Below are 24,962 nucleotides of genomic sequence, written 5' to 3' on the forward strand. Positions count from 1 at the left end.
GACCGCTTAGCGCATCGCAGCCGGCTAGCGTCGTCAGAAAGCTGCACGTGAGCAAAGCGGCGCAAATGCACCAGATTGCTGTTCGAGCATTCATCGCACACCTCCTTGCATCTGGTGCATACACTACTTCTTGGACCTCCAATCGGTGTGGCAGGTTGCACTTGCGCCGGTTCGACCGTCATATAGCCGGGCTGCTGCGAGCGGCGTCATACAAATACGGTGCGATCTGATTCCGCTTCTGTCCGCTGGGTTCCCCTGCGGACGGTTTGTCCGTTTCTTGCAGCCGGAACACGGCCACCGCATCGACGAGCGCCCGCGCCTGATTTTCCAGCGATGCCGCAGCAGCGGCGGCTTGCTCGACTAGCGCGGCGTTCTGTTGCGTCGCGTTGTCCATCTGCGTCATTGCGGCATTGATCTGATCAATACCGCGCGACTGCCCTTCGGAAGCTGCGCTGATCTCGCTGACGATGCCAGTCACGTTGCGGGCCGCCGTGACGATTTCGGCCATTGTCTCGCCGGCGCGAGTCGCGAGTTCGGTGCCGTTCCTCACCTTCGCCACCGAATCGCCAATCAGCTCCCTGATCTCCTTCGCCGCAGCGGCCGAACGCTGCGCGAGCGCGCGCACTTCGCCCGCGACCACCGCGAATCCGCGTCCCTCTTCGCCGGCACGGGCCGCTTCGACGGCCGCATTCAAAGCGAGTATGTTGGTCTGGAACGCGATGCCCTCGATCGCGCCGATGATATCGACGATCCGCTTTGAACTCGACGACATGTCCGCGATCAGGTCGACAACCTGCCCGACAACGTCGCCGCCGCGGGCCGCGATCTTCGACGCATTTTCCGCGAGCGCACTGGCCTGCCGCGCGCTATCGGCATTCTGCCGAACCGTCGCCGTCAGCTCCTCCATGCTCGATGCGGTCTCTTCCAGGGTCGCCGCCTGCAACTCTGTACGCGCCGACAGGTCGGCATTACCGCTCGCGATCTCGCCTACGCCGTGCGTGATCGCCGCCGTTCCCTCACGCACCTGACTCACGGCAGCAACGAGTCCCGCCTGCATCCGGCCGAGTGCAGCCGTCAATCGTCCCATTTCGTTGACGCGCAGCGTTGCGACCTCGCTTGCCAGATCACCCGCAGCAATGCGCTCGAAATGACGAATAGTGGCATCGATAGGCCGCACGATCGAATTCGTCAACGCGGATCGCGCGAAGAGACCGAGGGTCATGGCGGCGGCCCCGATCGCGCCGAAGAGCCAGAGCAACTTATGAAAATGCTGTTGCGCCGCTGCAAAGCGCGATTTTTGCTGCTCTGCCTGAAAATCTTCGAGCGCGAGCGCGGCATTCCGGTAGGCACTAAATAGTGTGTCAGGCGCCTGTCGTTGCGTTGTCCGAAACGACATGAAATCGTTCTGGTCGAGTGCCGCGATTTCAGGGGTCAGTGCCTGCTTCATCAATAGCTCGCGCTTTGCACGCAGTGCATCGGTCAGCTTTCTCTCAACCTCATTCGACGGTGGTTGCGAGGCATAGGCCGCCAGTTCGCGATCACTAGCCGTCTGCTCGGCATGCACTCGCGCGAGCACCGCATCGGTTGGCTTTCCTTGCGCGACGAGCGTTTCGTACGCACCGAGATCGACCCGCACCTGCAGAAGCGCTTCACTGCTGGCGCCAAGGTGCCGCAGCGCTGCGGTCTCGTCGGTGTACATCCTGTCGAGTGCCGTGTTGGCCGCTTCCAGGCCCGCAATCGACATCGCGATCACAAGCATCAGCGCCGCCGTATAGCCGGCAATCGTGATGGTTAGAGCGGTCCGGATAGTGGTATTTCTGAACATAGCTGTCTTCCTCGACCCGCTGAGCAGAAAAAAAGAAGCGGCGAACGGACAAGTCCGCCGCCGCCAGTAGGAGCATCGATGAATGGATCAGTGCGAATCCGATTCCCGGATCAGAAGCGAGTGCGCACGCCCGTTGTCAGTTCGACCTGGTTGTTCGAGCCGAAAGTGGTTCCGACGGTGTAGCCGCCATGCAGCTTCATGTAGTCGCCGGCCAGATACACTTCAGTACGCTTGGACAGGTGATAGAACGCCGACCAGTACAGCGTTTCCTTGTAACCGTTGTGGAGGCCCGACGTCGGATCGAAAGCGCCGATGTTCGCGTTCGGGATATCGCCGTCACTGTTGTAGGCGGCGTTCTTCACACGCATCTGCTGATAACCGAGTTCGTAGTCGAACGCCCCCTTCGGCGACAGTTTGAGCGACACCGTCCACGCGTTGTCCTGACGCTGACCGAGCGCGCCCTGATTGCCCAGGTAACGGAAGTAACCCGCATTGGCGCGCAGAATGCCGAACGTGTAGTTGCCACCCACCGAGAACGACTGGTTTGTAAAGCCAACACGATTCACGTGGCTATAGTAGCCCGACAGGTTGAACGGTCCGCCGTTGTACCCGAGCGCTGCCTGGTAGTTGGCATTCGAACCGAAACTCGTTGAGTTACCGAATGCGTAGCCTGCGCTGGCGAAAATGCCATTGTCGAACAGCTTCTTCCATGCCACGCCATTGTTATAACGTGTGCCGGTTGCGCTGGCCGCATAGAAAATCATCTGCTTGAAGTTATTCGAATTGGTCCAGCCGCCCTCTTCCGTCGTCAGGCGCGCGGTGCCGTACGGGTCGCCGTAGATCGCCGATGCGTCGCGCGCGATCGTGTTCTGGAAGCCAGCCGTGATCTTGCCGAACGTGTCGTTCTCGATGCCCACCCATGCGTCACGGTCGAAGATCTGGCCCGGATCTTCCATCTGACCGTTGGCGACAACGTATTCGCTTTCAAGCCGGAAGATGATCTTCGAACCTGCGCCGATATCTTCGGCGCCCTTCAGGCCCCAGCGGCTGCCGCTGAACCACGGTTCGCCGCCGATACCCATGCCGATCACATGATCGCCGTTCGCATTCGCATGCGACTGATAGGTCGGTACGCTCAGATCCATCAAGCCGTACAGCTGAACACTCGATTGGGCGTGCGCGCCGGTTGCAGCAAAGGCGCCTGCCGTAACGGCCAAAGTCAGATACTTTTTCTTCAAGATCGTCTCCTCAGATTACTACGTTAAAGTTTTCGTTTTCGCCGTCTGCTGCGACTGCTGCCCGGAGATCGGGACAGCTGCCCCATCAACCGATGACCGTAATCCTAGTTTTCCCAATCCTTCACGCCGCTTTCCCGTATTATTTGTACAACTAAGTGCATTTACTGATATACGATCGGAAATCGGCGTTACTTATGCGGGATCGTTGCTGCGCAGAATGTGGCCGAGGCCACGCAACGTCGTGATCTGCGCGCTCGACAGGCATAGGTGCTTGCGCAAACGGTGAAACCCCATGCCGATGTTCAGTGCACGCCGCTGGCGCAGCCGATCGGTGTGCGATCGTTTCAACATTTGCCAGCGACGCGCTATCGAAATCCGCCGGTTTACTTCGAACCGATGAACTCGTTGGTGTAGGTTTTCGCCAGCTCGATATGCTTGCCTTTGACCGACGGGTTGAACGCCGACAGCACCTTCAGCACAGTCTCCGGACCGTCAGCAGGCATCTTGCCGTCCTTGGTAAACATCGGAAGCGACGCTTTCAACGCGCTCACGTAAAGCGGCTTGTCTTTCTGATAGTCGTCAGGCATCTTGGCTGCAATTTCTTCCGCGCTATGCGTGTGGATGAATTGCATCGTGCGAACGAACGCGTGCGCGAGCTTTGCTGCTTCAGCCTTGTGGGAATCAGCCCATGCCGCCTGGACGTAGAGGCTCGACGCCGGGTAGGTACCGCCCAACGCCGCCTTCGTGCCCTCGACCGAGCGCATGTCGACGAGCACCTTCGCGTCGCCGGACTTCTGCAATGCAGAGACGGTCGGCTCGGTCGTCATGCCGGCGTCGATGCGACCTTGTTTGATCGCCGCGATGAAGCTGGCGTCAGCGCCCACCGGCAGCATCGTGTATTCCGTGGACTGGATGCCGTGTTGTCCGGCAAGGTATTGCGTAAGGAAGCTTGTCGAAGAACCAAGGCCAGTCACACCAAGCGTCTTGCCCTTCACGTCAGCCATCGATTTGACCGTTTCGGCCGCTTTGGTCGACACCATTTCGACTTCGCCCGGCACTTGCCCGAATACGACGATCGCCTTGACGTCCTTGCCTTTGGTTTGCAGATCGATCGTATGGTCGTAGAAACCGACGACAGCCTGAACGGCGCCGGCCAGCAGTTCGTTTTCAGCGTCGACGCCGGCCGGCTGCGACAGAAGTTCGACATCGAGCCCTTCATCTTTGAAATAGCCGAGCTGTTCGGTCAGGCGCGCCGGCAAATAGATCAGCTTCGTGATACCGCCGACCATGATCGTGATCTTCTCGCCGTCGGCGGCTGTCGCTTGCTGCGAGGCAAGGCTGAACAGCAGGCCGGAAGCAATGGCGATATGGCGCAGCATGCGAAAGCGAGGGGTCATCGATAGTCTCCGTTATTGTCTGGCGCGGCGGAATGCCGCCCATCTGCATCGATTGGGCGATTCTAGGGGAGCGAATCCTTCCCTCGGCTTACACGGAGACTCAGGTTCCATACGGGATTTCCATGAGAAGCGAGCACGCGGTGAGGCAAAACCTGAGTACGAATGTCGAGGTTCGGCTTATATTTGAAGAATGTGTTTACATCCGGTCTTTTGCACGGTGAGACAGGATGGTCGGAACGTTACCGAGCGACGGGGTAAAGAGAGGGCCTATGCTGGGCGCACAAAAAAGCCAAGGCGGCGAAGCCTTGGCTTGGAGGATTCTGCTGGTTGAGAGATCCAGCAGAATCTGAAGGCGCCTACTGCGCCTTGGAACGCAGCAGGCGGCCAGGTTCCGCAACAACAACCTGGCGAACGCAGGAGCTCAATGCCTGGCGTTACGCCAGTGCGGCCAGTAGTGACGGTGATCCAGCTGCCCAAGGCGCCTTCGACGCAGTTGTTCCCGGTAATAATGAGCGGCGACGAACACGGGTGCCATCGCCAGCACGAACGAACCCACAACGATTCCCACTGCTTCACTCATCGCAACCTCCATTGCAGAACGATCGGCCTTCACTGCAGGTGCTGCCCCCCGTTGATTGCAATGTTGGCTCCGGTCACAAAACCCGCTTCGCGCGAGCACAGGTACAGCACGAGTGCGGCGACTTCGTCGGGCTCTCCGAGCCGGCCGACCGGAATCTGCGGAATGATCTTCGTCTCGCGGATGTCCTCAGGCACCGCCATCACCATCTTCGTCGCGATATAGCCGGGCGAGATCGTGTTCACGGTGACACCTTTCTTCGCCACCTCAAGCGCCAGCGATTTCGTGAAGCCATGCACGCCGGCCTTGGCCGCCGCATAGTTGGTCTGGCCGAAGCCTCCCTTGGAACCGATGATCGACGATACGTTGATGATGCGACCCCAGCTACGCTCGACCATGCTGTCGCACACCGGCTTCGTCATGTTGAACACCGAATCGAGGTTGGTCCGGATGACCGCGTCCCAATTGACCTTGTCGAGTTTCTTGAAGCTGGCGTCTCGCGTGATGCCGGCGTTGTTGATCAGAATGTCGACCGCTCCGACCTCCTTTCTGATTTGCGCCACGCATCTTTCGCACGAGTCGTAGTCGGCGACGTCGACCGTGTATGCGAGGAACTGACGTCCTTGCGCCTCCATCCGGCCGAGCCACTCGTTCGCACCGGTGTTGCCCGGCGAACAGGTGACCACGACCGCATACCCGGCGTCATGCAGCTTGATGCTGATCGCTTCGCCAAGTCCGCCCATTCCACCCGTCACCACTGCGATCTGCTTTGCCATTGAATCGTCCTCATAAAAGCTGGCGTCATGCCCATCCCGAGCAACACGACTTTCAGTACATGAACTGGATGCTGGAATCCTGGATTCCTTATCCATCAGGAATCCTTTATATATTACATAAACCTTCACCACGGGCATCGCTGCCCGCGTTAGTTCTATCGCTTCGCGCCCGTGGCTACGGGAGCCTGTTCGCCGTTGCTTCGCACAGCCTTTGACGCTGTGACTGCATCAAGATTGCTGCCGGCAAACTGCAGGGCCTGTTGCCCCGTTTTCTGCAGCGTTTCACACAAGGTCGTGGTGGCGGCAATCGCGGATTTCCACGCAGCGATCGCGGCTTCGGAACCTGCGGGCGTGTGCTTCGCCGCTTCCTCGACGAGTGCCTGCATGCGATCGTTATACCGCTCGTAGTGTGTCAGTGCGAGTTGCGTGAGTTCAGCCTGAGTGGTCGATGTGATGTCGAACACTTGCCGGCCGTATGAAAGCGATTTTTCCGCGCTGGGTCCGATGAAACCCGCTTGCAGCGTGAACCATTGCTGCGGCTCCGTGCCGGACACCTTCGTCAGGTTCTCCTGGGTCTCGGCCAGCGTGGCCTTGACGGTCTGCAGGTTCAGAGCGACCAGTTTTTCGACAACTTCAAAGGCCTTTCCGGCCACCCCAAAAAACGCGTCGACGTTGGCCTTCGCGTTAGCAACGTGCTCGGGACTCAATAGAGTCATGGTTGAATTCCTCAAAATTCGGTCCGGCACGCGAAGCCCCGATTGGACGGGTGTGTTGCGGCGGATCGTAGTGGTGGGTAAATCGAAGCGGATGCCGCAGATGCCTAGCGCAGCCGGGCAACCGCCTTGAGAATGGAATCGCCTTCGCTTGTGATCTGAGGACGTGAGCGTCCTGAAGCGAGGTTTTCCAGTGATATGAGTTGCCGCTCGAACAGGGCGTCGAGCTCGGCGCGGCCTAGTTCTATCTGGTCCGGCGCGTTCTTGATGAGCATTAAGGTAGCGAACTCATGGGGACTCAGCATATCGTCTCCTCGATTTAGTCTATCTGCGTGGGGAGCATTAATTACCCCCTCCAGCCTGAATGCCCGGCAAATATTTCTGCCGCCTCCGTAGAGTGATCAGTCGAGAAATCACGTTACGGAGACGCCATCATAACTGTTAAATTTTCAATTGCAATATGCGGGATGCGTTTTATTAACACGGCCGTTTCGTCTGCTGAATTTTTTTGTCTGATGAATATTCCGGCGTCGCGCCGGCCACGCTCGGCGCCGGCTCGCCCCCATCGGATGCCTGCCTGGCATGGCTGGCAGGTCGGTCAGGCCACGCGCCAATGTCTGGATAGATGCTTAATTAACGAAATCAATTCACTTTGATTTCATTGGGCTTGTTTATATTTGAATATTCTATTTATAGACTGGCACTGTATCGCGGCGCCCATACTACGATATTGCGAACTATTTATTACAGCTCGCATGAGTTTAAAAAATAGTCGGTATTCCGATCGACACAAAGGGCTTCTGACCCGTTTATCGGATGCACGGCGCATCGATACCGTCGACCGTATCGAATCAGAACAGGTGATGTATCCCGCTCAGAAACACCGCCTGCCTTCCGCCTGACGCCGCGCCGATCCCAAGCGTATTCGCCACCGCCCCACCACCCGCGGTCTCGAACATCAGATCCGCGTAGACCTGCGTCGCTTTCGACAGCGAATACACGTTGGCCACGGTGAACTGAGTCCAGCGATGCCCGGCGAGCGTCGCGGTCCACGCCCCCGCCGCGATTTCCTCCGCAGGCGTCAGGCGCACGTTGACGCCGCCGTCGACGGTACGAAAGTGCTCGCTGCCACCGTCCGACTGGATCCGCACATCCGTGGCAAGCGCATGCAGCGTCACGCGTTCAAAGCGATACGATCCGCCGATGCCCATGTCGCGCACCTGTTTTGCATTGAAGGTTGCGCCGGGCGCGATTGTCTGCCCTTCGAACGACGTCAAGCCGAGCCCGTTGGAAAGCGGCAGCAAACGATCGCGGTACTCGGAATACACCGCCACCAGCTTGAGCGGCCCGTTTGTATAGTTAGCGCCGAAACTGATGGTCCGCCCATTGGTGTTGCTGGCCGACGCGCCGGGAAATCCGTAGAGCGCGCCGAAACTCAATCCGCTGTAGTTCGCGCTCTTCCATTTCACCGTGCTCGACAACTGCACCGGCAAGGTGCTTCCAAGGCCATCGAGGTTGCCGGGATGAAACGCGGAGAAGTCCCCGAGCAGTTGACCGGTCGACACCGAGCCGAGCCAATCGAAATTCCAGTCGGTCTGACGGCCAAGCGTCATGGTGCCGAACACCGGATCGGACATCCCTACGTAGGCCTGACGATTAAAGAAGGTACTGCTGCTGGCAGATGCACCGGTCGTCGTAACAAAGCCGCTCTCGAGCCTGAACACAACCGACCGGCCCGCACCGATATCTTCGACGCCCTGAAAGCCGAAACGGTCGGCCTGGAAAGTACCCTGCTCGGCGATATAAGCATGGGCGCCGTGCAGGTTGCTCACGTAGCCGAGGCCTGCGTCGAGACTTCCATACAGCGTGACACTGCTCTGGGCATAGGCCGTTGTAGAAACGGCGAGCGCGACCAGGCACGCGACGTCCGTCGCGCGGAAAGCGAAATTGGTTTTCATGGAATGTGGGTTGAAGCGTTCGAGGAAGGACTGCGAGGGCGTGCGTGAAAGCGTTAAAGCCCGGGATCAGGTTGTCTGGATCTTTTCTGCCGGTCTGAGACGCCACGCGCCGAAAACCAGATTGACGACGATTGCAGCGAGCGTCCCCGCCGCCATGCCGTTGCCCAATACGATCTGCAGATAGCCGGGGAACGATGCATACACATTGGGGACCAGAATCGGTATCAGCCCCACCACGAGCGCGGCGGCAAGCGTGTACTGGTTGCCGCGTTCATGCAGATCGACCTTGCCGAGCAGGTTGACGCCCATCACACCGATCATCGCGAACACGATCAACGCCGTGCCGCCCACCACCGGTGCGGGAATCGCGTAGGCGAAGCGCCCGAGCGGCGCAAACAGCGCGATGACCATCAGCATCGCACCGGCCGTTGCGGTCACATAGCGCGAGCGCACGCCGGTGGTCTGCACGACGCCGATATTCTCCGCACTGGTGATGATGAGCGAGGTGCCCAGCAGCGAACCGAGCAGCGACGCCACCGCATCGCCGCGAATGGTCCTCGGCACATCGCGGTGCATGTCGATCTTCTTGCCGGTGATTTCGCCGACGGCGACCGTCTGCCCCGTTGCCTCGGCCATCGAGATGGCACTGAAGATCAGCAGCGGCAGCGCGGCGAGCACGTCGAAGCGCGGCATGCCGAACGGCAGCAGCGTCGGCAGCATGAAGAGCGGACCGCCCCACATGCCGCCTGCGGGCATCAGCCCGAATGCCCACCCTGCGCCCGTGCCGATCGCGAGGCCGATCAACACGGCAAGCCGCCCCGCCGCGCCCTTGAACAGGCGTGCCACCGCCAGCGTGGCCACGATCGTGAGCAGCGCGAGGCCAAGCGACTGCGGGCGCGCGAAGCCAGGCGTTCCCGGCTGACCAACGACGATACCGGCGTAAATCTTGATGAGACTCACCGACACGAGCAACAGCATCGTTCCCACCACCACACGCGGGAAAAACCGCAGGCAGCGCGCGAATACCGGCAGTACGAGCCAGTAGAACAGGCTGGTGAGAATCGCCGCGCCCGTGGCGGTGCGCAAATCCGTCTGCGTGGCGATGACGGCGAAGAGCATGGCGGGCGCGCCGCCCGGCACCATGACGAAGGGCAGCCGTGCACCGATCGACCCCGCCCCGAGCGATTGCAGCAGCGTGCCTGCGCCGCAGACAAAGAAAGTCGCGCCGATCAGTTGCACGGTCAAGTCCGATGAGAGCGACAACATCCTCGACACCAGAAAAACCGCGGTGACGGGCGAAGCCGCCATCGACAGGACATGCTGCAAGCCGAACAGCACGAGTTGCCACGCGGGCAAGCGCGTGTCGACGCTATGTGTGGCTGGGTCTGAATTCACGTTACCCCCCGGGGGATCGAAAGCGCTGCGTTCAGGCGCGCAACCACGGCAATTGCTCGCGGCTGTAGCGGAAGGTCTGGAAGACGCTGTTCAACTGGCCGGGGCCGGTTTTGCGCGCCGCTTCGTCCGGGTACTCGCCGAACCAGGGAATCACGTATTCCCACACCACCTCGCCTGCGGGCGTCACTTCGAAGAGGCGGCCCGTCGCCGACTCGGTGATGTGCGTGTTGCCATTCGCGAGTCGCTGCGCGTTGCCCATGAAAGCGCTGTAGAACGCATTCACCATATCGTCGGCGTACGACCACACCACCTCGTTGTTCGAGGGATCGATCTCCAGCACGCGTGAGAAAGCCACGTGCGCGCCGGTGCGGAAATTGCCGTTGTCGAACGTGAGAATGTTGCCGTTGGCAAGCGCCACCGGTGCATGCTGGTGGGACACCACGCTCGGCGGGATGTGCATCGTGACACCGCCGGTCTTGCGGTCGACGGCAATGATGCCCGACGTGGTGCGCAAACTCATCAGCACCTCGCCCCGCGCATTCACGCCGAGCCCGTTCACGAGCGGCCAGTGATACCGGCCGAAACCGGGTGCGATCGGAAAGTCCGCGGGCTTGAGGTGCTCCCACGCTTTCCATTCCCACACCAGTTCGCCCGCGCGATTCACTTCGCGGATTACGTCGGCATACATGACTTCTTCAGGGCCATGCGCGGTGCCGCCCGGCACGCGTTCGGCAAAGCCCGCCGGCACCGGCGCACACGCGGCGTAAAGCAGATTGCCGTTGGCGAGCCACTGCGCGTCATGGTGATGTGCAGGATCTTCGTAGTGCCAGACTACTTCGCCCTCAGGCGTGACTTCGGAGAAATCGCCGCCATGCCACATCGACCACGGCGCGTAGCGGTTTTCCGACTTTGCGTGGCTGCCGTTGTAGCCGAGATTGCCGTTCGGCAGAATCACCGCATGACGTCCGGGCCGCACGGGCATCTTCCACTCGTGAACGACTTCGCCTTCCATGTCGACGAGATAGACATGGCCGCCCGCTGTTTGCGGAGCGATAAGCGTATACCCGCCAGCGGAAGCCCTGGGGTCGTGAGCAATGAGACCGACGCCGCGGCGCCGTTGGGTAATTTGATCGACTGTCGTAGTCACGATTCGCTCCGTTAAGATGATGAAGTGAAATCTAGGCTATCCGGCCCGTCAATAAAATCTGATTATTCTTTACGGCCCGTATGGAAAAACTATACGGTCAATTTATGCGTCCAATATCGCAGACATTCCGTTGTTTCGACGAAGTAGTCAGGCGCGGTTCGATCCGCAAAGCGGCCGAATCGCTGCACCTGACCGCTGCCGCGGTGCACCAGCAAATCCTCAATCTGGAAGAGCAGGTCGGCGCGCCGCTCTTCGATCGTTTGCCGCGCGGCATGCAACTCACCACGGCCGGGGAGATCATCGTTGCTGCGGTGCGGCGCGGGCAACGCGATTTCGATAACGCGATGACTCAGGTGGAAGATCTGCGCTCGCTGCGTCGCGGGCATATCAATCTGGCGGTGTCGCATTCATCAGCCGAGCAATTGGTGCCTGAAGCCATTCAGGCGGCCATGAAAAGCTATCCGGGGGTGACGTACAGCGTGCGCTCGGGCAACGGCGAGAGCATCCTCAAATGGGTGGGGACCGGCGAAGCCGACATCGGCTATGGTCTGCGCCGCAAGCCACCCCCTGGCGTCGTGGAAGTGCGTGCCTTCTCGCAGCATCTCGGGCTCGTCACGCCGCCTCTACATCCGCTGACGAAGCTCGGCAAGCGGCCCCGGCTGCGCGACTGTCTCGACTACCCGCTCATCCTCATGACGCCGGATACGGAGTTGCGTGCAATGGTCGATCAGATCGATCACCGCGAACAACGCAAGGCGCGCCCGCTGGTGGAGACGAGTTCGGTTTCGATGGTGCGCCGGCTCGTTGCGGACGGTGTCGGTATCGGCTTTCTGATCGCCGAGAACGTGGCGGAGGACGTGACGCAGCGCAAGCTCGCGTGGACGCCGCTCGCCGATGCCGGCGCGAAGTCGTTCAGTTGCCTTTATCAACGCTCGGATCTGACCACGACCGTCGCGATGAGCATGTTCCTGCAGTTCCTCGGCCACGCGATCGAAGCGACCGAGAGCCAGTTTCACACCTCGGGGCAATCGGGGCGCAAGCGTGCACAGCGCATTAAGTAAGGAATCCGAATGCAATAAATTCGGTTCTGCCCGTTCGGTCCCATGGCGCAGCGCTATACTTCTGCTTCCCTCGTAGCGACATGACCCACGACTCCACCATGGAAAACGTCACCTTCCGGACCGCAGTACTCGCTGACCTTCCTGCCATCATCGACCTGTTGGCGGACGACAAGCTCGGCAGCCAGCGCGAAACAGTCAGCACCCCGCCGGACGAACGATATGTTGCGGCGTTCAAGGCCATCGAAGCGGACTCGAATCAGCAGCTCGTCGTTGCCGTCGACGGAGAAACCGTGATTGGCACACTGCAACTGTCATTCATCCCCGGCATCGCTCGACGCGGCGCATGGCGCGGGCAGATCGAAGCCGTGCGAATCGCCGCCGCGTACCGCAGCACGGGCATCGGCCAGCATATGTTCGAATGGGCAATCGCTGAGTGCAAATCACGCGGCTGCGCAATCGTGCAACTTACAACCGACAAAGGCCGCCCGGACGCGCACCGGTTCTACGAAAAACTCGGCTTCGTTGCGAGCCACGAGGGTTACAAGATTATTTTTTAACGCTGCAGAGCTCGGCAGCTTCCTCAGTGGAGAATCGCTCCACACACGCCTGCCTCACTCTCTCAACGGCCGCGGACCAGCTTTCGCCCGCCGCCCGGCGAAACAGCCGCAGCGTGTGCGGATACCACGGCGAATCGCTTCGCTCGTGCATCCAGCGCCAGTCGACGTCTTTCTCCGGCAGCATCACCCAGCACGGTTTGCCCAGCGATGCGGCCAGATGCGCCATGGACGTGTCCACGCAAATCACCAGATCGAGTTGCTCGATGATCGCGGCACTGTCCGCGAAATCGTTCACTGCCGAACCGAGTTCGAGCAGCGGCTGACCGGCGGGCGGGTTTTGCGCCTCATCCTCGCCCTGGCCTTTTTGCAGGCTCACAAAGCTCAGACCCGGCACGTTCCAGAGCGGCGCGAGCGTAGCCAGTGTGGGTATCGACCGGTTCGCATCGTTATGGTGTTTCGCGTTGCCCTTCCAGACCAGCCCGATCTTGCGGCCGGGCGGCATACCTTCGAGCATCGGCCGCCACTTTTCGACGAGCGACGGCTCGGCCGCGAGGCGAACCGCGCGCGGAATCGTGTCCACCGTCGTGCGCAAATGCAGCGGCGCGCTCAACAGGCTCGTCCAGCAGTCGTAGGTGGATGCGGCCACGCGAGCCAGTGCCGTGTCGTGATCGAGCACGGCGTCCACGCCGTCCACCGAAGCCATCAACCTGTGTAGAGCAGGCACGCACGCAAAGGCGATATGCGCGGCCCCTTGTGCCTTGAGCAAGGCGACATAGCGGCTGAATTGAACCATATCGCCGAGCCCGTCTTCCTGCCAGATCAGCAGGGACTTGCCGGCGAGCGTGTCGCCTTGCCACTGCGGACAGTTCACCATGGAGCGCGTCTTGTGATGCACGAAACCCGGCAGTTCGTAACGGCACTCATACAGCCGCCAGCCCTCGTCGAACCGGCCCATGCCGAGCATCAGCACGGCCAGACCGAAGCGGGCCTCGCCGTAATCGGCACGTAACGCGAGCGCCCGAAGGTAGGCGGCTTCGGCTTCAGGCAGCCGCATGAGTTGAGCCAGCGCAGTCCCGAGGTTGTAGTGAGCCTCAGCCAGATCCGGACGAAGCGCGAGCGCTTGCGCGAAGGCCTCGAGGGCTTCCGGCAAACGGTCGAGCACACGGAGCACGCCGCCAAGATTGTTGTGTGCATGGACGATGTCGGGCCGCAAGCGAACCGCCTCCCGGTAAGCCATTTCGGCCTCGGGCAAACGCTCGAGGTTGGACAGCGCGAGACCGAGGTTGTAGTGCGCCTCCGCATAGTCCGGACGATGCGAGATCGCCGCCCGGTAAGCCGCTTCAGCCTCGGGCAGACGCTTGAGATCAGCCAGCACGGCACCGAGGTTGAGGTGCGCCTCCGCGTAATCCGGGCGAATGGCCAACGCGAGCCGGCAAGCCAGTTCGGCCTCGGGCAGGCGGTGCGCGGCCTTCAGCGCGCCGCCGAGGTTATTGAGCGCCTCGGGGTACTGAGGCTTGATGGTCAGCGCCTGCCGGTACGCGGCGTCCGCCTCGTCAACACGGCCGAGTTCCATGAGCACGTTGCCCAGGTTGTTGTGCGCCTCGGCATGGCTGGGCAGCCCTATCAGCGCGTGGCGATAGGCCACTTCTGCTTCTTGCGGGCGGCGCAGTTCGTGCAGCACGATGGCCCGGTTGTAGTGCGCGTGGGCGTAGTCGGGACGAAGCGCGACTGCCTGACGATACGATGCCTCCGCCTCGTCCTTGTATCCCATTCCGTAAAGCACGGCGCCCAGATTGTTGTGCGCGTCGGCCTGAGCAGGCCGCAGCGCAACCAGTTGCCGATAGACCGCTTTAGCCGCCGACAGGCGCCCGACCGATTTGAGCAGCATGCCGAGACTGCTGTACACCTCGGCGTAGCCGGGTTTTGCGCGCAGACACTGGCGCCAATAGTTTTCCGCGTCCGTGAGACTGCCCAAGCCGTACGAACAGGCCCCCGCAATATTCAACGCGTCCGCCCGCGAGTCTTCCGCTACGTCGGCGCGCGGTTCGAGGATCGGCTTCACCAACGACCAGGCCTCGGCGAATTGCCCGGCTGAGCAAAGCGACGCCGCCTGCTGGTTGATGTCGGCTATCGAGGATGCGCGCGTCGGCGTGGATGTCATGAGTCGTGGTAGCTGGGGTCGGCGGCATTCAGGCCGGGGCAATCGCGGGTTTCGCGCCCTGTCCGGCGCTTTACGTATCCGCGCATCTGCGTAGGGATCGCGAAGCGCCGACGCGAAAAGCGGAACATGCACCACGCAGCTTACGGGAAACGGCTGACCCGTAACGCCCGGAAATGAGCGGGTTTCGGCCTTCTAATCCACCGCTATAAACGGAATCACACGAGAAAAGAACGCGCGGCAATGCTAGAATCGCCCGCGTCTTTACGCTCACCATCATGACTCTACACTCTCGCAACCGCATGACCGCATGGCTTGGCCTGATCGCCATGTGGCTCGTCGTGTTCGCGCCGGTCGTGAGTCAGATGCTGGTCTCGAACCGTGCGCACGAGCCCTTCGCCGCGCTCTGTTCGGCGCTCCAGCCGCGCAACCAGAGCCTCGCGAGCCAGTCCACCCATGCCAGCCCGGCGCCGCTCAATCTAAGCCACGACGACGCCTTCGGCGCATGCGGCTACTGCCACCTGCTCCAACATCACGTCGCGATGCCGAGCGTCGCGGCCGTCGAACCGCCGGCCGTACTCGCGCTGGCCGGCACCGCGCCGCCCGCCCTTTCCACCCGCTTCACGCCGCTTGGCGCGTTCCCGTCCGGACGCCCGAGAGACCCACCCGCCGTTTCCTGATCGCTGTTGTTCCTGATCGCGCATTTCGTCGCACCCGTTGAGGGGGCGCGCGATCGCCTGTTCAATGCATCAAGGAAATGTTCATGTTCAACTTCGCTCTGCGAAGGCTGCCCTTTTGCGCCCGCGCCGGCGCCCGGCGCATTGCATCCGGTCGGCGACCGCTGTCGTATTTTCCGGCCTGTCTACCCGCCATCGTTCCGGCGTTCGTGCCGGCATTTTTCACCGCCCCCGCTCACGCGGATAGTGTGCCCGCCGATGCCACCCTGCCCGCTGTGAGCGTCAGCGCGAGCGCCGTCGCCACGCCGCGCGCCATCGACCCTAATCTGCCGGCCTCAGTCGAGACCGTGACTCGTGAACAGTTCGACAACTGGAATGTCGTCAACACCGAAGACGTGTTGAAGTACATGCCGAATCTTGCCGTGCGCAAGCGCTTTATCGGCGATCTGAATTCGATCATCGCCGTACGCGGCACCAGCAATACGCAAAGCGCGCGCGGTCTCGTCTATGCAGACGGTTTGCTGCTCAGCAATCTGCTCGGCAACAGTTATTCGTTCCCGCCGCGCTGGTCGATGGTGTTTCCCGACGAAATCCAGCAGGTCGACGTGATTTACGGGCCGTTTTCCGCGCTCTATCCGGGCAATTCGCTGGGCGCCACGGTACTCATCAGCACCCGCATGCCGAAGAAGTTCGAAGCGAGCGCCGACGTCAAAGCCTTCACCCAGCATTTCAGTCTGTTCGGCGTAAATCAGAATTTCAACGGCAGCGAAGCGAGCGCGTCGATCGGCGACCGGATCGGCAAGTTCTCGTATTTTCTGGGCGTGAATCACCTGGAAAACACGAGCCAGCCGTTGCAATTCGCCACGCTCGCCAAGTCCAGCACGCCCGCGAAACCCGGCGACACAACGGTTACCGGCGCGTACTTCTACAACAACCAGACCAATACGCCGACCGCGGTGCTCGGCGTGAACGGCGAAGGGATCGAACACACTGTGCAGGACCAGTTCAAGCTGAAAATGCAGTACGACTTCACGCCGACGCTGCAGGCCGCCTTCACGCTCGGCTACTGGCACCAGACCTATAACAGCGCGACGTCGAGTTTCCTGCGTGACGCGAACGGCAACCCCGTATACAGCGGCAAGGTCGCGATCGGCGGCTACGAGTACACGATTCCGGCCGCTGCCCTCGCCCCGAGTCTCGGCCACAGCGAGAACTGGTTATACGGGCTCACGCTGAAGACCCGCAACGCCACCGGCTGGAACGGTGAAGCGATCGCTTCGTACTACGACATTGGCAATAGTGTGGCGCGCACCGCGAATTCAGGTGCGCCGGGCAACGGTCCCGGCACGGTGATTTTCGGCGACGGTACCGGCTGGAAAACGCTCGATCTGCGCACCACTTACACACCTGTCACGCCGCAAGCGGGGTTGACGAATCACGCGCTGAGCTTCGGCTATCACTACGACAACTACTTCCTCGACAACGAGAGCTACAACACACTGAACTGGCGCGACGGTGCGGCCACGTCGTTTGCCAATGCGTTCGCGGGTAAGACGCAGACTCAGGCGCTGTACGCACAGGATGCATGGCACTTTCTGCCGCGCTGGAAGCTGGTCTACGGCGTACGGTATGAGGACTGGCAAGCCTATGGCGGCTCGCAGGCGCTGCCCGGTAAATCTTTTCCGTACAGCGACGTGAACCAGCATCACTTCTCGCCGAAAGCCTCGTTGTCGTTCGATATCACCGACGATCTGACCTTGCGCGCTTCCATTGGCCGCGCCTATCGGTTTCCGACCGTGGGCGAGATGTTCCAGGGGCAAATCAACGGCTCGTCGATCATCAACAACAACCCGAACCTGAAGCCCGAAGACGATCTCTCGAAAGAGTTGACCGCCGAATGGGCGCACTGGAACGGCGTGTTCCGCTTCTCGCTGTTTCAGGACGATGTGAAGAACACGATCTTCAGTCAGACCGATACGACCGTGATTCCGAGCGTGACGAACTTCCAGAACATCGGCAAGGTGCGCTCGCGTGGCGTGGAAACGAGTTACTCGGGACAGGACGTGTTCGTACGCGGCCTGGATCTGCTGGCAAGCGTGGCCTACACGCAGTCGAAGATCATCGCGAATGCGCAGAACCCGGCGACCGTGGGCAAGTACTTCTATCGGATCCCGCTGTGGCGCGCCAATCTCGCCGCGACTTATCACATCGACGAACGCGCGGCGGTTACGCTCGCCGCGCGCTACTCCGGCCGCGAATACAACACGCTCACCAATACCGACACGAATCCCAATGTATTCGGCGGCACCAGTTCGTACACGGTAGCGGACGCGAAATTTACGTTCAAGCCGACCAAGCTGAGTGAAGTCGGTATCGGCGTGGACAACCTGTTCGACGCGCGCTACTTCGTCTATCACCCGTATCCGGGCCGCACGTTCTACGTGGAAGCGAAGCTGCGCATGTGAACACGCGATCGGCATGCGCCATTTGCACTCGCCTTGTAGTCGATGCACTCGCGAGTTGCAAATCAGCGCATGCCTCGCTGCACGAACAAATCGATCGACCCATTTTTGCTTCAGGAGGATTGAATGTCCACCACCACTGCTCAACGCGCGACCTCGACAACCGGCACGGCGAGTGCCGGCTACCGCACGCTCTGGCGCTGGCACTTCTACGCGGGTCTCTTTGTGATGCCGTTTCTGGTCGTGCTTGCGATCACCGGCACGCTGTATTGCTTCCAGCCGCAAATCGAGCCGCTACTTTACCCGCACCGCCTGATCGTCGAACCGCAAGCCACGCCCAGGCTGACTGAAGATGCATTGCTTGCCAAAGCCCGCGCGGCGATGCCGGCCGATGCGCGCGCGGTCACGGCCCCCATCGCGAGCGCAGCGGATCGCAGCACCGAGTTCATCTTTCGCCTCGCAGACGGCGAAAAACAGAGCGTCTATCTGAACCCGTACAGCGGCGAAGTATTGGGCACGCTGAGCGTCGAGCGCCGTTTCATGCAGGTGGACCGCATGCTTCATCGCAAGCTGCTGCTCGGCAAACCGGGCGAGTTGCTGATGGAGCTGGCCGCGTGCTGGACGCTGGTGATGATCGGCACCGGCGTCGCACTCTGGTGGCCGCGCGAGAAAACCACCGCACGCGCCGCGCTAGTGCCACGGCTCTCGCTACAAGGGCGTGCGCTTTGGAAGAACCTTCACGCCGTGATGGGGATCTGGCTTGCCCTTGGCGCGCTCGTATTCGTGCTGAGCGGCCTGCCGTGGACGGGTTCATGGGGTAAGCAGTTCAAGGCGCTCGCGACCGCCGCCAATCTTGGCGCGCCGCCGGGATCGTGGGGCGGCCTGCCGTTGCGCTCCGCACTGCCAGGCGCGCGCGCCGATGAGCATGCGGGCACCACGGATACGCCAGCGAAAACGCAGCCAGCGCACGCATCAATCGATGAACACGACGAGCACAGCGCACACGCAGCGAACATGGACTCGATGCCGGGCATGGTCATGGACGACCTGCCATTGCCGCTCACGCCATGGGCGGTCGGCAACACGCTCGTGCCGCAATCCGCCGATGCACATCCGGCGCAAGCGCTGCCGCTCGGACGCGTCGTTGCTCTCGTGGCCTCGCTCGGTGTCTCGAGCGGTTACGACATCGTGTTGCCCGCCTCTGCTTCGGGCGTCTACACCGTCTCGTACTTTCCCGCCGACCCGAAGGACGAGCGCACGCTGTACATCGACCAATACAGCGGCGCGGTGCTGAAAGACATCCGCTACGGCGACTACGGCGCTGTGTCGAAGGCCGTGTCGTACGGCACGTCCTTGCATATGGGCCGCTATTTCGGCCTCGCCAATCAGATTCTCTGCGCCGCGATTTCGCTTGGGCTAGCGGGAATGGCCGCGACCGGCTGTGTGATGTGGTGGAAACGGCGGCCGCAGCGCTCGCTCGGCGCACCCTCGCGCGAGCGCGCCGCGCCGCCGATGCGTGGCTGGAAAACCGGCCTCGTTCTGCTCGGCATCGTCTTCCCATTGATGGGCGCCACGCTGCTCGCGGTGTGGCTCGCCGATCGCACGATTTTTGGCCGCGCCATGCGGCAACCTGCTTAAACACTCATTTCCGCTGTCGAAACCCAGGAGCACATCATGAAGACATCGCACAAACTTCTACTCGCCGCCTTGCTGTCCGGATCGTCCATTCAGGCGTTCGCCGGCGCCGCGGCAACCACAAGCGTATCGGACTGCTGGATCCGCGCTCTGCCGGGCAATCTGCCATCGGGCGGGTATTTCAAGGCGAGCAATGCCGGTGACCAACCGGTCAATCTCGTCGGGGTCAGCTCCGGCGCTTTCGGCATGGCCATGCTGCATCAGACGCAAAGCCAGGGCAGCACGTCGTCGATGGCGATGGTCGATCAGGTGGCGGTGCCCGCGCATGGTTCGCTCGTCTTTGCACCTGGCAACTATCACGTGATGCTGGAACAGCCGAAACAGCCGCTCAAGATCGGCACGACGGTCCCGCTGACGTTCTCGTTCAGCGACGGCGAGAAAGTCACCGCCGCTTGCATGGTAAAGAGCGCCGGCACGATGGCGCCCTGATGTCCCGGGACGCATTGGACGGCTGCAAGGCCGTTCGGTGCGTCCCGATCGCAGAGCGCGCGGTGCGAGCAATCCCCATTGCGCCGCGACTGACCGCGAAAAGACCAACCACAGGCATTTTCGGCAGGCCTTGAACGTGCCAAAGCCCCGCACAAACGGTCCGCACAGCCGACCGTTGCATGGCTTTCTCGTTTACGATACATTTTGCTCGATTATGATCGTTCCGCAATGAGACAAGGTGAAGTCATGCAACGAACGCGACAAGATGCAATGGACGGGCTTCTCCCCGAGGAGCGGGCGCGGCTGATTCTGGAACGGCTGCGGGCGCACGGCCGCGTATTGGCGTCCGAACTCGCAGCTGAACTCCAGACATCCGAACACACGGTCCGCCGTCACTTGCGCGAGCTGGCCGATCAGGGCCATTGCAAACGCGTCTACGGCGGCGCGCTGCTGATCTCGCCTTCCGGCAAGAGCGCGTCGGTCCGCATGGGCGAAGCCGTGGACCGCAAGGCCTGTCTCGCCGTCGCCGCTGCATCGATCGTCCGGCCGAGGCAGATCATTTTGCTGGACGCCGGGTCGACCAACGTCGCCATCGCCACGGCGCTCCCGGACAACGCGGATCTAACCGTCGTGACGAACTCGCCAGAAGCCTGCGCACGCCTCCTGAACCGGCCGGGGTTCGACATCATTCTCATCGGCGGGCGCATTACCCAGAACGCGGCCGGCTCGACCGGCGCCACGGCCTTGCTGCAGATCCAGCAGATCAAACCCGACCTGTGCTTCCTGGGCGCGTGCGCGTTCGATCCAGACGAAGGGGTCGCCGCGTTCGAGGCCGAAGACGCCGAATTGAAACGGGCGATGGTCAAAGCGAGCAGCCAGGTGGCCATCGCCATGACGTCGGAAAAGCTGATGACCGCGGCGCCGTTTTCCGTTGCGCCGGCATGCGCCGTGGACTATCTGTTCGTCGAAGCGGACGTGACGGCCGAGCGGCGCGCCCTACTCGAAGCGGTCTGCGACAACGTGATGGTGGCGCGCTCATGAAGGCACTCGCTCAACCACCGGTCAGTACGCCGCTCATGAAGCCGCTCAAAGAGCGTGTGGCCACCCTCGGTGTGTTTCTCGCCAACGGATTCGGGATCGGCGCCTGGGCGGTCGAAGTGCCGCGCATCAAGGAAAGCCTGTCCCTCAGCGACGCCTCGTTGGGCATCGCGTTGTTCGCCTTTGCGCTGGGGGCCATCGTCGCGATGCCGCTGGCGGGACAGTTGGCGCCGCGCTTCGGCAGCGGCCGGGCCACCGCGCTGCTCGGCGCGGCGTTTGTCGTGGCGCTGCCGCTACCCGCCTTCGCGCCGAACCTGGCAACACTGTGCATCGTGCTCCTCGCGCTTGGCGCGGCGAACGGCGCGCTCGACGTGTCGATGAACGGCCACGCCAGCACGATCGAAACGCAATGGAAGTCGCCGATCATGTCGTCATTTCACGCATCCTGGAGTGCCGGCGGACTGCTCGGCGCGGCAACGGGCGCCATGCTCCAGAAAGGCGGCGTCGGCGTGATGGGCGGTCTCGTCCTGCCAGACCTGTTCATCGCCGTCCTCATGGTCGCCGCCGCGCTACTCGCGTTGCGCGATCTCGGCCCCCGGGCGGCCACCTCCTCCAATGGTTTTGCGCTGCCCAATGCCGGTGTGATGAAACTTGCGATGCTCGCCTTCCTTTGCATGCTGGTGGAAGGCGCGGTCGCCGACTGGAGCGCGGTGTACCTGCGCTCGGCCTTGAACGAAGAAGCCAGTGTCGCCGCAGTCGGTTATTCCGCGTTTGCATTCTCGATGGCCGCTTGCCGCATTGTCGGCGACGTCTCCGTGCGACGCTTCGGTTCGAGCAAGGTGATCGGCTTCGGCGGTCTGTTGGCGGTGGCGGGGCTCGCGCTGGTGTTGAGCCTGCCGACCGTGTTCACGGCTTGCGCGGGTTTCGCGATGGTCGGCGTCGGCCTTGCGAACATCGTTCCGGTCATTTTCAGTGCCGCGGGCCGCTCGACTTCCACGCCGGCTATCGGCGTGTCGATGGCGGCCACGGCGGGCTACGCCGGCTTCCTCGTCGGGCCGCCCCTGATCGGACTCGGCGCGGGCTTGCTCGGCTTGCGCCTTGCGTTATGCGTGCTCGTCGTGGCTACCTCGATCGTCTGCCTGCTGGGCGGCAAAGCGGTGCGCAGCGCGAGGCTGGCCTAGAACACGATCGGCATGCGAGCGCAGCGGCCAGCTCAGCGCGCCGAGCAGCGACCGCGGTTGCGCGCCGTCGTCCAGGCCCGTGGCCGGCCATTCGTGCTTCGCCGGCACCCACAACGTGCCGAACAGGTGGTCCCACAGTGGCAGCAATTGCGTGAAGTTGTGGTCGAAATGCTCGGAGCGGTTTGAGTGATGCAGGCGGTGGTATTGCGGATTGTTGATCCACATCGTGAAGCGACCCAGGTCGACGCGCAGGTTCATATGCGCGAAGTAATTGCCGAACATGAAAATGATCGTGGTCACGCCGACGATCCAGGGCTCGACCTTGAACAGCACACCCACCACCGGATAAAGCAGGCAACCCTTGATGAGCACTTCGAACCAGTGATGCCGGAACGTCACCGTGATATTGAACTCGGCGGCACTGTGGTGCAGCGAATGCAGCTTCCACAGCACGGGCCACGCATGTTGCAAACGGTGAAACGCATATTCGAGCAGATCGAACGTCATTAGCACGATCACGATGGAGGCCAGCGCGCCCCATCCCCGCGAGGCCAGTACGACGCAGCCGCCGCCGAGCGCATTGACGATCGCGACGCTGGCCACCGCCATCAGGGGCCGCATGGCTTCCGCGAGCGCCAGATAGAGCGCCGCATAGACGACGTTAAAGCGCATCGCGGCGCGCGATTGCAATAAGTCGGCCGGCCAGCGTCGCTCCAGCACCGCGCCCACGGCCAGCATCACCAGAGCGAGCGCGTAGCCGTGCAGCCAGTGGCTCGCATGGCTCAACAGTTCGGCAAACGGGCTCGACGCAAACATGGGATCCCCGGTAAATACGATGCGCTCAATTGCTCTGCCAGCCGACCTGGCGGCCATGATCGGGAACAGTCAGCCCACGGCATGGATCGCCGGCGGCCCGATCAACACGGCCGGATGCGTCGGGAGAATGAAACACGTCAGAGAAAGAGCGGCTTTAACGCGATCTTGGCAGTCTGTTCCGCGGCACGCAAGCGTCGTTTGGTGCGCAGGTTCTCGGTATAAACACGTAGCGACCAACATGGAGTGGTTTGCTACGTGCTCACTTATCGTGTCGCTCAATATTCCACGAGGATAGTGACGCGACGATTCGCGGCTCGCGCTGCCGCATCGTCACCGATGATCAGGGGGAAGTTGTCCGCCCTGCCGATTGCGGCCATTCTGTGAGGTTCGATTCCTTTGTCGGCAAAAAATCGAACCACGGCACCGGCCCGCGCCGACGACAGCTCCCAGTTCGATTCGTACTTCGCGGTCGATATCGGCACACTATCCGTGTGTCCCTCGACGAGGATGTTGTTCTTTGATCGGTCGCGCAGTAGCTTGGCGATCTGATCCAACACCTCGAACGATTCTGGCAACAAACGCGCGTCGCCCGAGTTGAAGAGAACTTTCGCGTTGATGGCGATTTCCACGCCCTGTGAGGCATTCGAAATCGTAATCTGCCGGTTGTCCTGAAGCGGCGCCAGCAACGAAAGCAGTTGCCGCCTCGCGGCATCGGGTACGCCGGGAGCATGCGTGCTGACGGTGGCCGTCTCCGCTTTCACCTCATGGCGCGCAAGCGCCTTTATTTCGAGCTCCCGGTTTTTCGCCAACTGCAGCGCATAAAGCGCAAGGAACAATACCATCAGCGTGGTGACGAGGTCCGCATAGGAAATCAACCAGCGCCCGGACTGCGCCTCGCCGTCGCCGTCGTCGTCGTAGTGCCGATAGCCGGATTTGTCCGCCGTAAGGCGCCTGTTACCCGAGGAGGTGTTCATGCTCGAAACGTCTTTTTTCGAATTGCGTTTGAATGGGCGTCTCGCGTGTTTTAATCAACCGATCGAGGCCGGCTCCGAGACCGATTAGCCGAGCAACTCAGCCGATCTTTCCCGGACGTCGCCCGCGAGCCGCGTTTCGATCGTGTGGGGCGACTCCTTGCGCGATATCGCAAGCAGGCCATCGAGATACAAACGCCTGAAACGCAATTCGCTATCCACCTGCGCCCTGATCTTTCCGTACAACGGCAGAAACACCAGGTTCGCCAATGCGAGACCGTACAGCGTTGCCACAAAAGCAACGGCAATACCTTGCCCGAGTTGCGCCGGTTCGAGCATATGACCTGTGACCTGAATCAGGCCGAGCACAGCCCCCAGGATGCCGAACGTCGGCGCATAGCCGCCCGCCTGCTGCCATATCCGCGCGGCCGCCATGTGATTGCGTTCATAGGCATCCAGTTCGCGCTGCAAGGCGTCTTCCAGCACGGCAGTGGATACACCGTTGGCCAGAAGCTCCAGGCCGCGTTTGGCAAACGGATTGATCCCGCCCGCCTCAATCGACTCGAACACGAGCATGCCGTTCAGCTTCGCCTGATCGCCCCACTCGAGCAGGACGGACAAGCTTTCCCGGTCGACCTGCCGCGCTCTCACAAAAGCGAGGCGCAGTTGCTTCATGCCGTCGTAAAACCTGGCCCACGTGTTCTGGATCATCACCGCGCCGAAGGTACCGCCCACGACGATGACGAATGCCTCCAGCTGAAATAGCGAGGTGAAGTGCCCACCCTCGAGCGAGAAGCCGGCCACGATGGCCGTCACGCCGAATAGCGCGCCGAATAGCGTCAAAAGATCCATACATCCTCTCGAACGGCCGCCTGACCATCCAACCTGATG

General features: G+C 61.5%; 22 protein-coding genes and 1 pseudogene. 8 read left to right on the forward strand and 15 right to left on the reverse strand.

Going from position 1 to position 24,962, the window contains the following annotated elements; genetic code table 11:
• Positions 1 to 178 precede the first annotated feature (178 nt).
• From KHO31_RS16320 to KHO31_RS16370, 11 genes and pseudogenes are all read right to left on the reverse strand, one after another.
• Entirely contained in the window at positions 179 to 1,825 is a 1,647-nt protein-coding gene (locus tag KHO31_RS16320) for a methyl-accepting chemotaxis protein (protein ID WP_201085716.1), read from the reverse strand.
• Positions 1,826 to 1,935: 110 nt separating this feature from the next.
• The gene (locus KHO31_RS16325; protein ID WP_201076062.1) at positions 1,936 to 3,063 is read right to left on the reverse strand and encodes a porin; all 1,128 of its coding nucleotides are present in this window, start codon (positions 3,061 to 3,063) and stop codon (positions 1,936 to 1,938) included.
• Positions 3,064 to 3,255: 192 nt separating this feature from the next.
• Positions 3,256 to 3,363 (reverse strand): annotated as a pseudogene (locus KHO31_RS16330) (DNA-binding response regulator); the annotation flags it as partial.
• An 83-nt stretch (positions 3,364 to 3,446) separates the two neighbouring features.
• On the reverse strand, positions 3,447 to 4,442 hold the full coding sequence (locus KHO31_RS16335; RefSeq protein WP_407945943.1) for an ABC transporter substrate-binding protein: 996 nt from the start codon (positions 4,440 to 4,442) through the stop codon (positions 3,447 to 3,449).
• A gap of 439 nt (positions 4,443 to 4,881) precedes the next feature.
• Positions 4,882 to 5,040: a hypothetical protein gene (locus KHO31_RS16340; RefSeq protein WP_201076058.1), complete on the reverse strand. Its 159-nt coding sequence runs from the start codon at positions 5,038 to 5,040 to the stop codon at positions 4,882 to 4,884.
• Between the two features lie 29 nt (positions 5,041 to 5,069).
• Positions 5,070 to 5,813 carry an acetoacetyl-CoA reductase gene (gene phbB, locus KHO31_RS16345; protein ID WP_201076057.1) on the reverse strand — a complete coding sequence of 248 codons (744 nt, stop codon included), beginning with the start codon at positions 5,811 to 5,813 and terminating at the stop codon, positions 5,070 to 5,072.
• Between the two features lie 155 nt (positions 5,814 to 5,968).
• The gene (phaP, locus tag KHO31_RS16350) at positions 5,969 to 6,529 is read right to left on the reverse strand and encodes a TIGR01841 family phasin (protein WP_201076056.1); all 561 of its coding nucleotides are present in this window, start codon (positions 6,527 to 6,529) and stop codon (positions 5,969 to 5,971) included.
• Between the two features lie 104 nt (positions 6,530 to 6,633).
• The gene (locus KHO31_RS16355; RefSeq protein WP_201076054.1) at positions 6,634 to 6,831 is read right to left on the reverse strand and encodes a hypothetical protein; all 198 of its coding nucleotides are present in this window, start codon (positions 6,829 to 6,831) and stop codon (positions 6,634 to 6,636) included.
• A 546-nt stretch (positions 6,832 to 7,377) separates the two neighbouring features.
• Positions 7,378 to 8,484 carry a porin gene (locus KHO31_RS16360; protein ID WP_211623711.1) on the reverse strand — a complete coding sequence of 369 codons (1,107 nt, stop codon included), beginning with the start codon at positions 8,482 to 8,484 and terminating at the stop codon, positions 7,378 to 7,380.
• Between the two features lie 66 nt (positions 8,485 to 8,550).
• Positions 8,551 to 9,879 (reverse strand): uracil-xanthine permease family protein, encoded by a 1,329-nt coding sequence (locus tag KHO31_RS16365; protein WP_201076052.1) that lies wholly within the window; start codon positions 9,877 to 9,879, stop codon positions 8,551 to 8,553.
• 31 nt (positions 9,880 to 9,910) lie between these two features.
• Positions 9,911 to 11,026 carry an aryl-sulfate sulfotransferase gene (locus KHO31_RS16370; RefSeq protein ID WP_201076051.1) on the reverse strand — a complete coding sequence of 372 codons (1,116 nt, stop codon included), beginning with the start codon at positions 11,024 to 11,026 and terminating at the stop codon, positions 9,911 to 9,913.
• A 104-nt stretch (positions 11,027 to 11,130) separates the two neighbouring features.
• Here KHO31_RS16370 and KHO31_RS16375 point away from each other — a divergent pair, with 104 nt between their 5' ends.
• On the forward strand, positions 11,131 to 12,087 hold the full coding sequence (locus KHO31_RS16375) for a LysR family transcriptional regulator (protein ID WP_201076050.1): 957 nt from the start codon (positions 11,131 to 11,133) through the stop codon (positions 12,085 to 12,087).
• A 98-nt stretch (positions 12,088 to 12,185) separates the two neighbouring features.
• Positions 12,186 to 12,644 (forward strand): GNAT family N-acetyltransferase, encoded by a 459-nt coding sequence (locus KHO31_RS16380; RefSeq protein WP_201076047.1) that lies wholly within the window; start codon positions 12,186 to 12,188, stop codon positions 12,642 to 12,644.
• Here the strand turns inward: KHO31_RS16380 and KHO31_RS16385 are convergent.
• Positions 12,634 to 14,805, reverse strand: coding sequence for a tetratricopeptide repeat protein (locus KHO31_RS16385; protein ID WP_201085719.1), 2,172 nt, complete (start codon positions 14,803 to 14,805; stop codon positions 12,634 to 12,636). The genes KHO31_RS16380 and KHO31_RS16385 overlap by 11 nt on opposite strands.
• A gap of 275 nt (positions 14,806 to 15,080) precedes the next feature.
• Here KHO31_RS16385 and KHO31_RS16390 point away from each other — a divergent pair, with 275 nt between their 5' ends.
• The 6 genes from KHO31_RS16390 (at position 15,081) to KHO31_RS16415 (ending at position 22,284) form a co-directional block, all read left to right on the forward strand.
• Positions 15,081 to 15,482 carry a DUF2946 domain-containing protein gene (locus KHO31_RS16390; protein WP_201076043.1) on the forward strand — a complete coding sequence of 134 codons (402 nt, stop codon included), beginning with the start codon at positions 15,081 to 15,083 and terminating at the stop codon, positions 15,480 to 15,482.
• 83 nt (positions 15,483 to 15,565) lie between these two features.
• Positions 15,566 to 17,944 carry a TonB-dependent receptor gene (locus KHO31_RS16395; protein WP_211623712.1) on the forward strand — a complete coding sequence of 793 codons (2,379 nt, stop codon included), beginning with the start codon at positions 15,566 to 15,568 and terminating at the stop codon, positions 17,942 to 17,944.
• Between the two features lie 123 nt (positions 17,945 to 18,067).
• Positions 18,068 to 19,579, forward strand: a complete 1,512-nt coding sequence (locus tag KHO31_RS16400) for a PepSY-associated TM helix domain-containing protein (protein WP_211623714.1) — start codon at positions 18,068 to 18,070, stop codon at positions 19,577 to 19,579.
• 36 nt (positions 19,580 to 19,615) lie between these two features.
• Complete coding sequence (locus KHO31_RS16405; RefSeq protein ID WP_201076039.1) at positions 19,616 to 20,065, forward strand: copper chaperone PCu(A)C; 450 nt, start codon at positions 19,616 to 19,618, stop codon at positions 20,063 to 20,065.
• A 270-nt stretch (positions 20,066 to 20,335) separates the two neighbouring features.
• The gene (locus KHO31_RS16410; protein ID WP_236071278.1) at positions 20,336 to 21,106 is read left to right on the forward strand and encodes a DeoR/GlpR family DNA-binding transcription regulator; all 771 of its coding nucleotides are present in this window, start codon (positions 20,336 to 20,338) and stop codon (positions 21,104 to 21,106) included.
• On the forward strand, positions 21,103 to 22,284 hold the full coding sequence (locus KHO31_RS16415) for an MFS transporter (protein ID WP_211623718.1): 1,182 nt from the start codon (positions 21,103 to 21,105) through the stop codon (positions 22,282 to 22,284). The genes KHO31_RS16410 and KHO31_RS16415 overlap by 4 nt, the downstream gene beginning before the upstream one ends.
• Here the strand turns inward: KHO31_RS16415 and KHO31_RS16420 are convergent.
• From KHO31_RS16420 to KHO31_RS16430, 3 genes are all read right to left on the reverse strand, one after another.
• Positions 22,207 to 23,100, reverse strand: coding sequence for a sterol desaturase family protein (locus KHO31_RS16420; RefSeq protein ID WP_201076033.1), 894 nt, complete (start codon positions 23,098 to 23,100; stop codon positions 22,207 to 22,209). The two genes, KHO31_RS16415 and KHO31_RS16420, sit on opposite strands and share 78 nt — an antisense overlap.
• Positions 23,101 to 23,375: 275 nt before the next feature.
• A complete protein-coding gene (locus KHO31_RS16425) occupies positions 23,376 to 24,074 on the reverse strand; it encodes an OmpA family protein (RefSeq protein WP_201076031.1) in 699 nt (232 codons plus the stop codon).
• A gap of 84 nt (positions 24,075 to 24,158) precedes the next feature.
• Positions 24,159 to 24,923 carry a flagellar motor protein gene (locus KHO31_RS16430; RefSeq protein WP_201076028.1) on the reverse strand — a complete coding sequence of 255 codons (765 nt, stop codon included), beginning with the start codon at positions 24,921 to 24,923 and terminating at the stop codon, positions 24,159 to 24,161.
• Between the last annotated feature and the right edge of the window lie 39 nt (positions 24,924 to 24,962).

The organism is Paraburkholderia domus (assembly GCF_905220705.1).
Taxonomy (GTDB): Bacteria; Pseudomonadota; Gammaproteobacteria; order Burkholderiales; family Burkholderiaceae; genus Paraburkholderia; species Paraburkholderia domus.

Coding starts and splice junctions, on each gene's coding strand:
- phaP (WP_201076056.1), bottom strand. CDS start 6,529: ATGACTCTATTGAGTCCCGAGCACGTTGCTAACGCGAAGGCCAACGTC.
- KHO31_RS16415 (WP_211623718.1), top strand. CDS start 21,103: ATGAAGGCACTCGCTCAACCACCGGTCAGTACGCCGCTCATGAAGCCG.
- KHO31_RS16425 (WP_201076031.1), bottom strand. CDS start 24,074: ATGAACACCTCCTCGGGTAACAGGCGCCTTACGGCGGACAAATCCGGC.
- phbB (WP_201076057.1), bottom strand. CDS start 5,813: ATGGCAAAGCAGATCGCAGTGGTGACGGGTGGAATGGGCGGACTTGGC.
- KHO31_RS16390 (WP_201076043.1), top strand. CDS start 15,081: ATGACTCTACACTCTCGCAACCGCATGACCGCATGGCTTGGCCTGATC.
- KHO31_RS16340 (WP_201076058.1), bottom strand. CDS start 5,040: ATGAGTGAAGCAGTGGGAATCGTTGTGGGTTCGTTCGTGCTGGCGATG.
- KHO31_RS16410 (WP_236071278.1), top strand. CDS start 20,336: ATGGACGGGCTTCTCCCCGAGGAGCGGGCGCGGCTGATTCTGGAACGG.
- KHO31_RS16400 (WP_211623714.1), top strand. CDS start 18,068: ATGTCCACCACCACTGCTCAACGCGCGACCTCGACAACCGGCACGGCG.
- KHO31_RS16335 (WP_407945943.1), bottom strand. CDS start 4,442: ATGCTGCGCCATATCGCCATTGCTTCCGGCCTGCTGTTCAGCCTTGCC.
- KHO31_RS16420 (WP_201076033.1), bottom strand. CDS start 23,100: ATGTTTGCGTCGAGCCCGTTTGCCGAACTGTTGAGCCATGCGAGCCAC.
- KHO31_RS16405 (WP_201076039.1), top strand. CDS start 19,616: ATGAAGACATCGCACAAACTTCTACTCGCCGCCTTGCTGTCCGGATCG.
- KHO31_RS16360 (WP_211623711.1), bottom strand. CDS start 8,484: ATGAAAACCAATTTCGCTTTCCGCGCGACGGACGTCGCGTGCCTGGTC.
- KHO31_RS16355 (WP_201076054.1), bottom strand. CDS start 6,831: ATGCTGAGTCCCCATGAGTTCGCTACCTTAATGCTCATCAAGAACGCG.
- KHO31_RS16375 (WP_201076050.1), top strand. CDS start 11,131: ATGCGTCCAATATCGCAGACATTCCGTTGTTTCGACGAAGTAGTCAGG.
- KHO31_RS16395 (WP_211623712.1), top strand. CDS start 15,566: ATGTTCAACTTCGCTCTGCGAAGGCTGCCCTTTTGCGCCCGCGCCGGC.
- KHO31_RS16320 (WP_201085716.1), bottom strand. CDS start 1,825: ATGTTCAGAAATACCACTATCCGGACCGCTCTAACCATCACGATTGCC.
- KHO31_RS16380 (WP_201076047.1), top strand. CDS start 12,186: ATGGAAAACGTCACCTTCCGGACCGCAGTACTCGCTGACCTTCCTGCC.
- KHO31_RS16385 (WP_201085719.1), bottom strand. CDS start 14,805: ATGACATCCACGCCGACGCGCGCATCCTCGATAGCCGACATCAACCAG.
- KHO31_RS16430 (WP_201076028.1), bottom strand. CDS start 24,923: ATGGATCTTTTGACGCTATTCGGCGCGCTATTCGGCGTGACGGCCATC.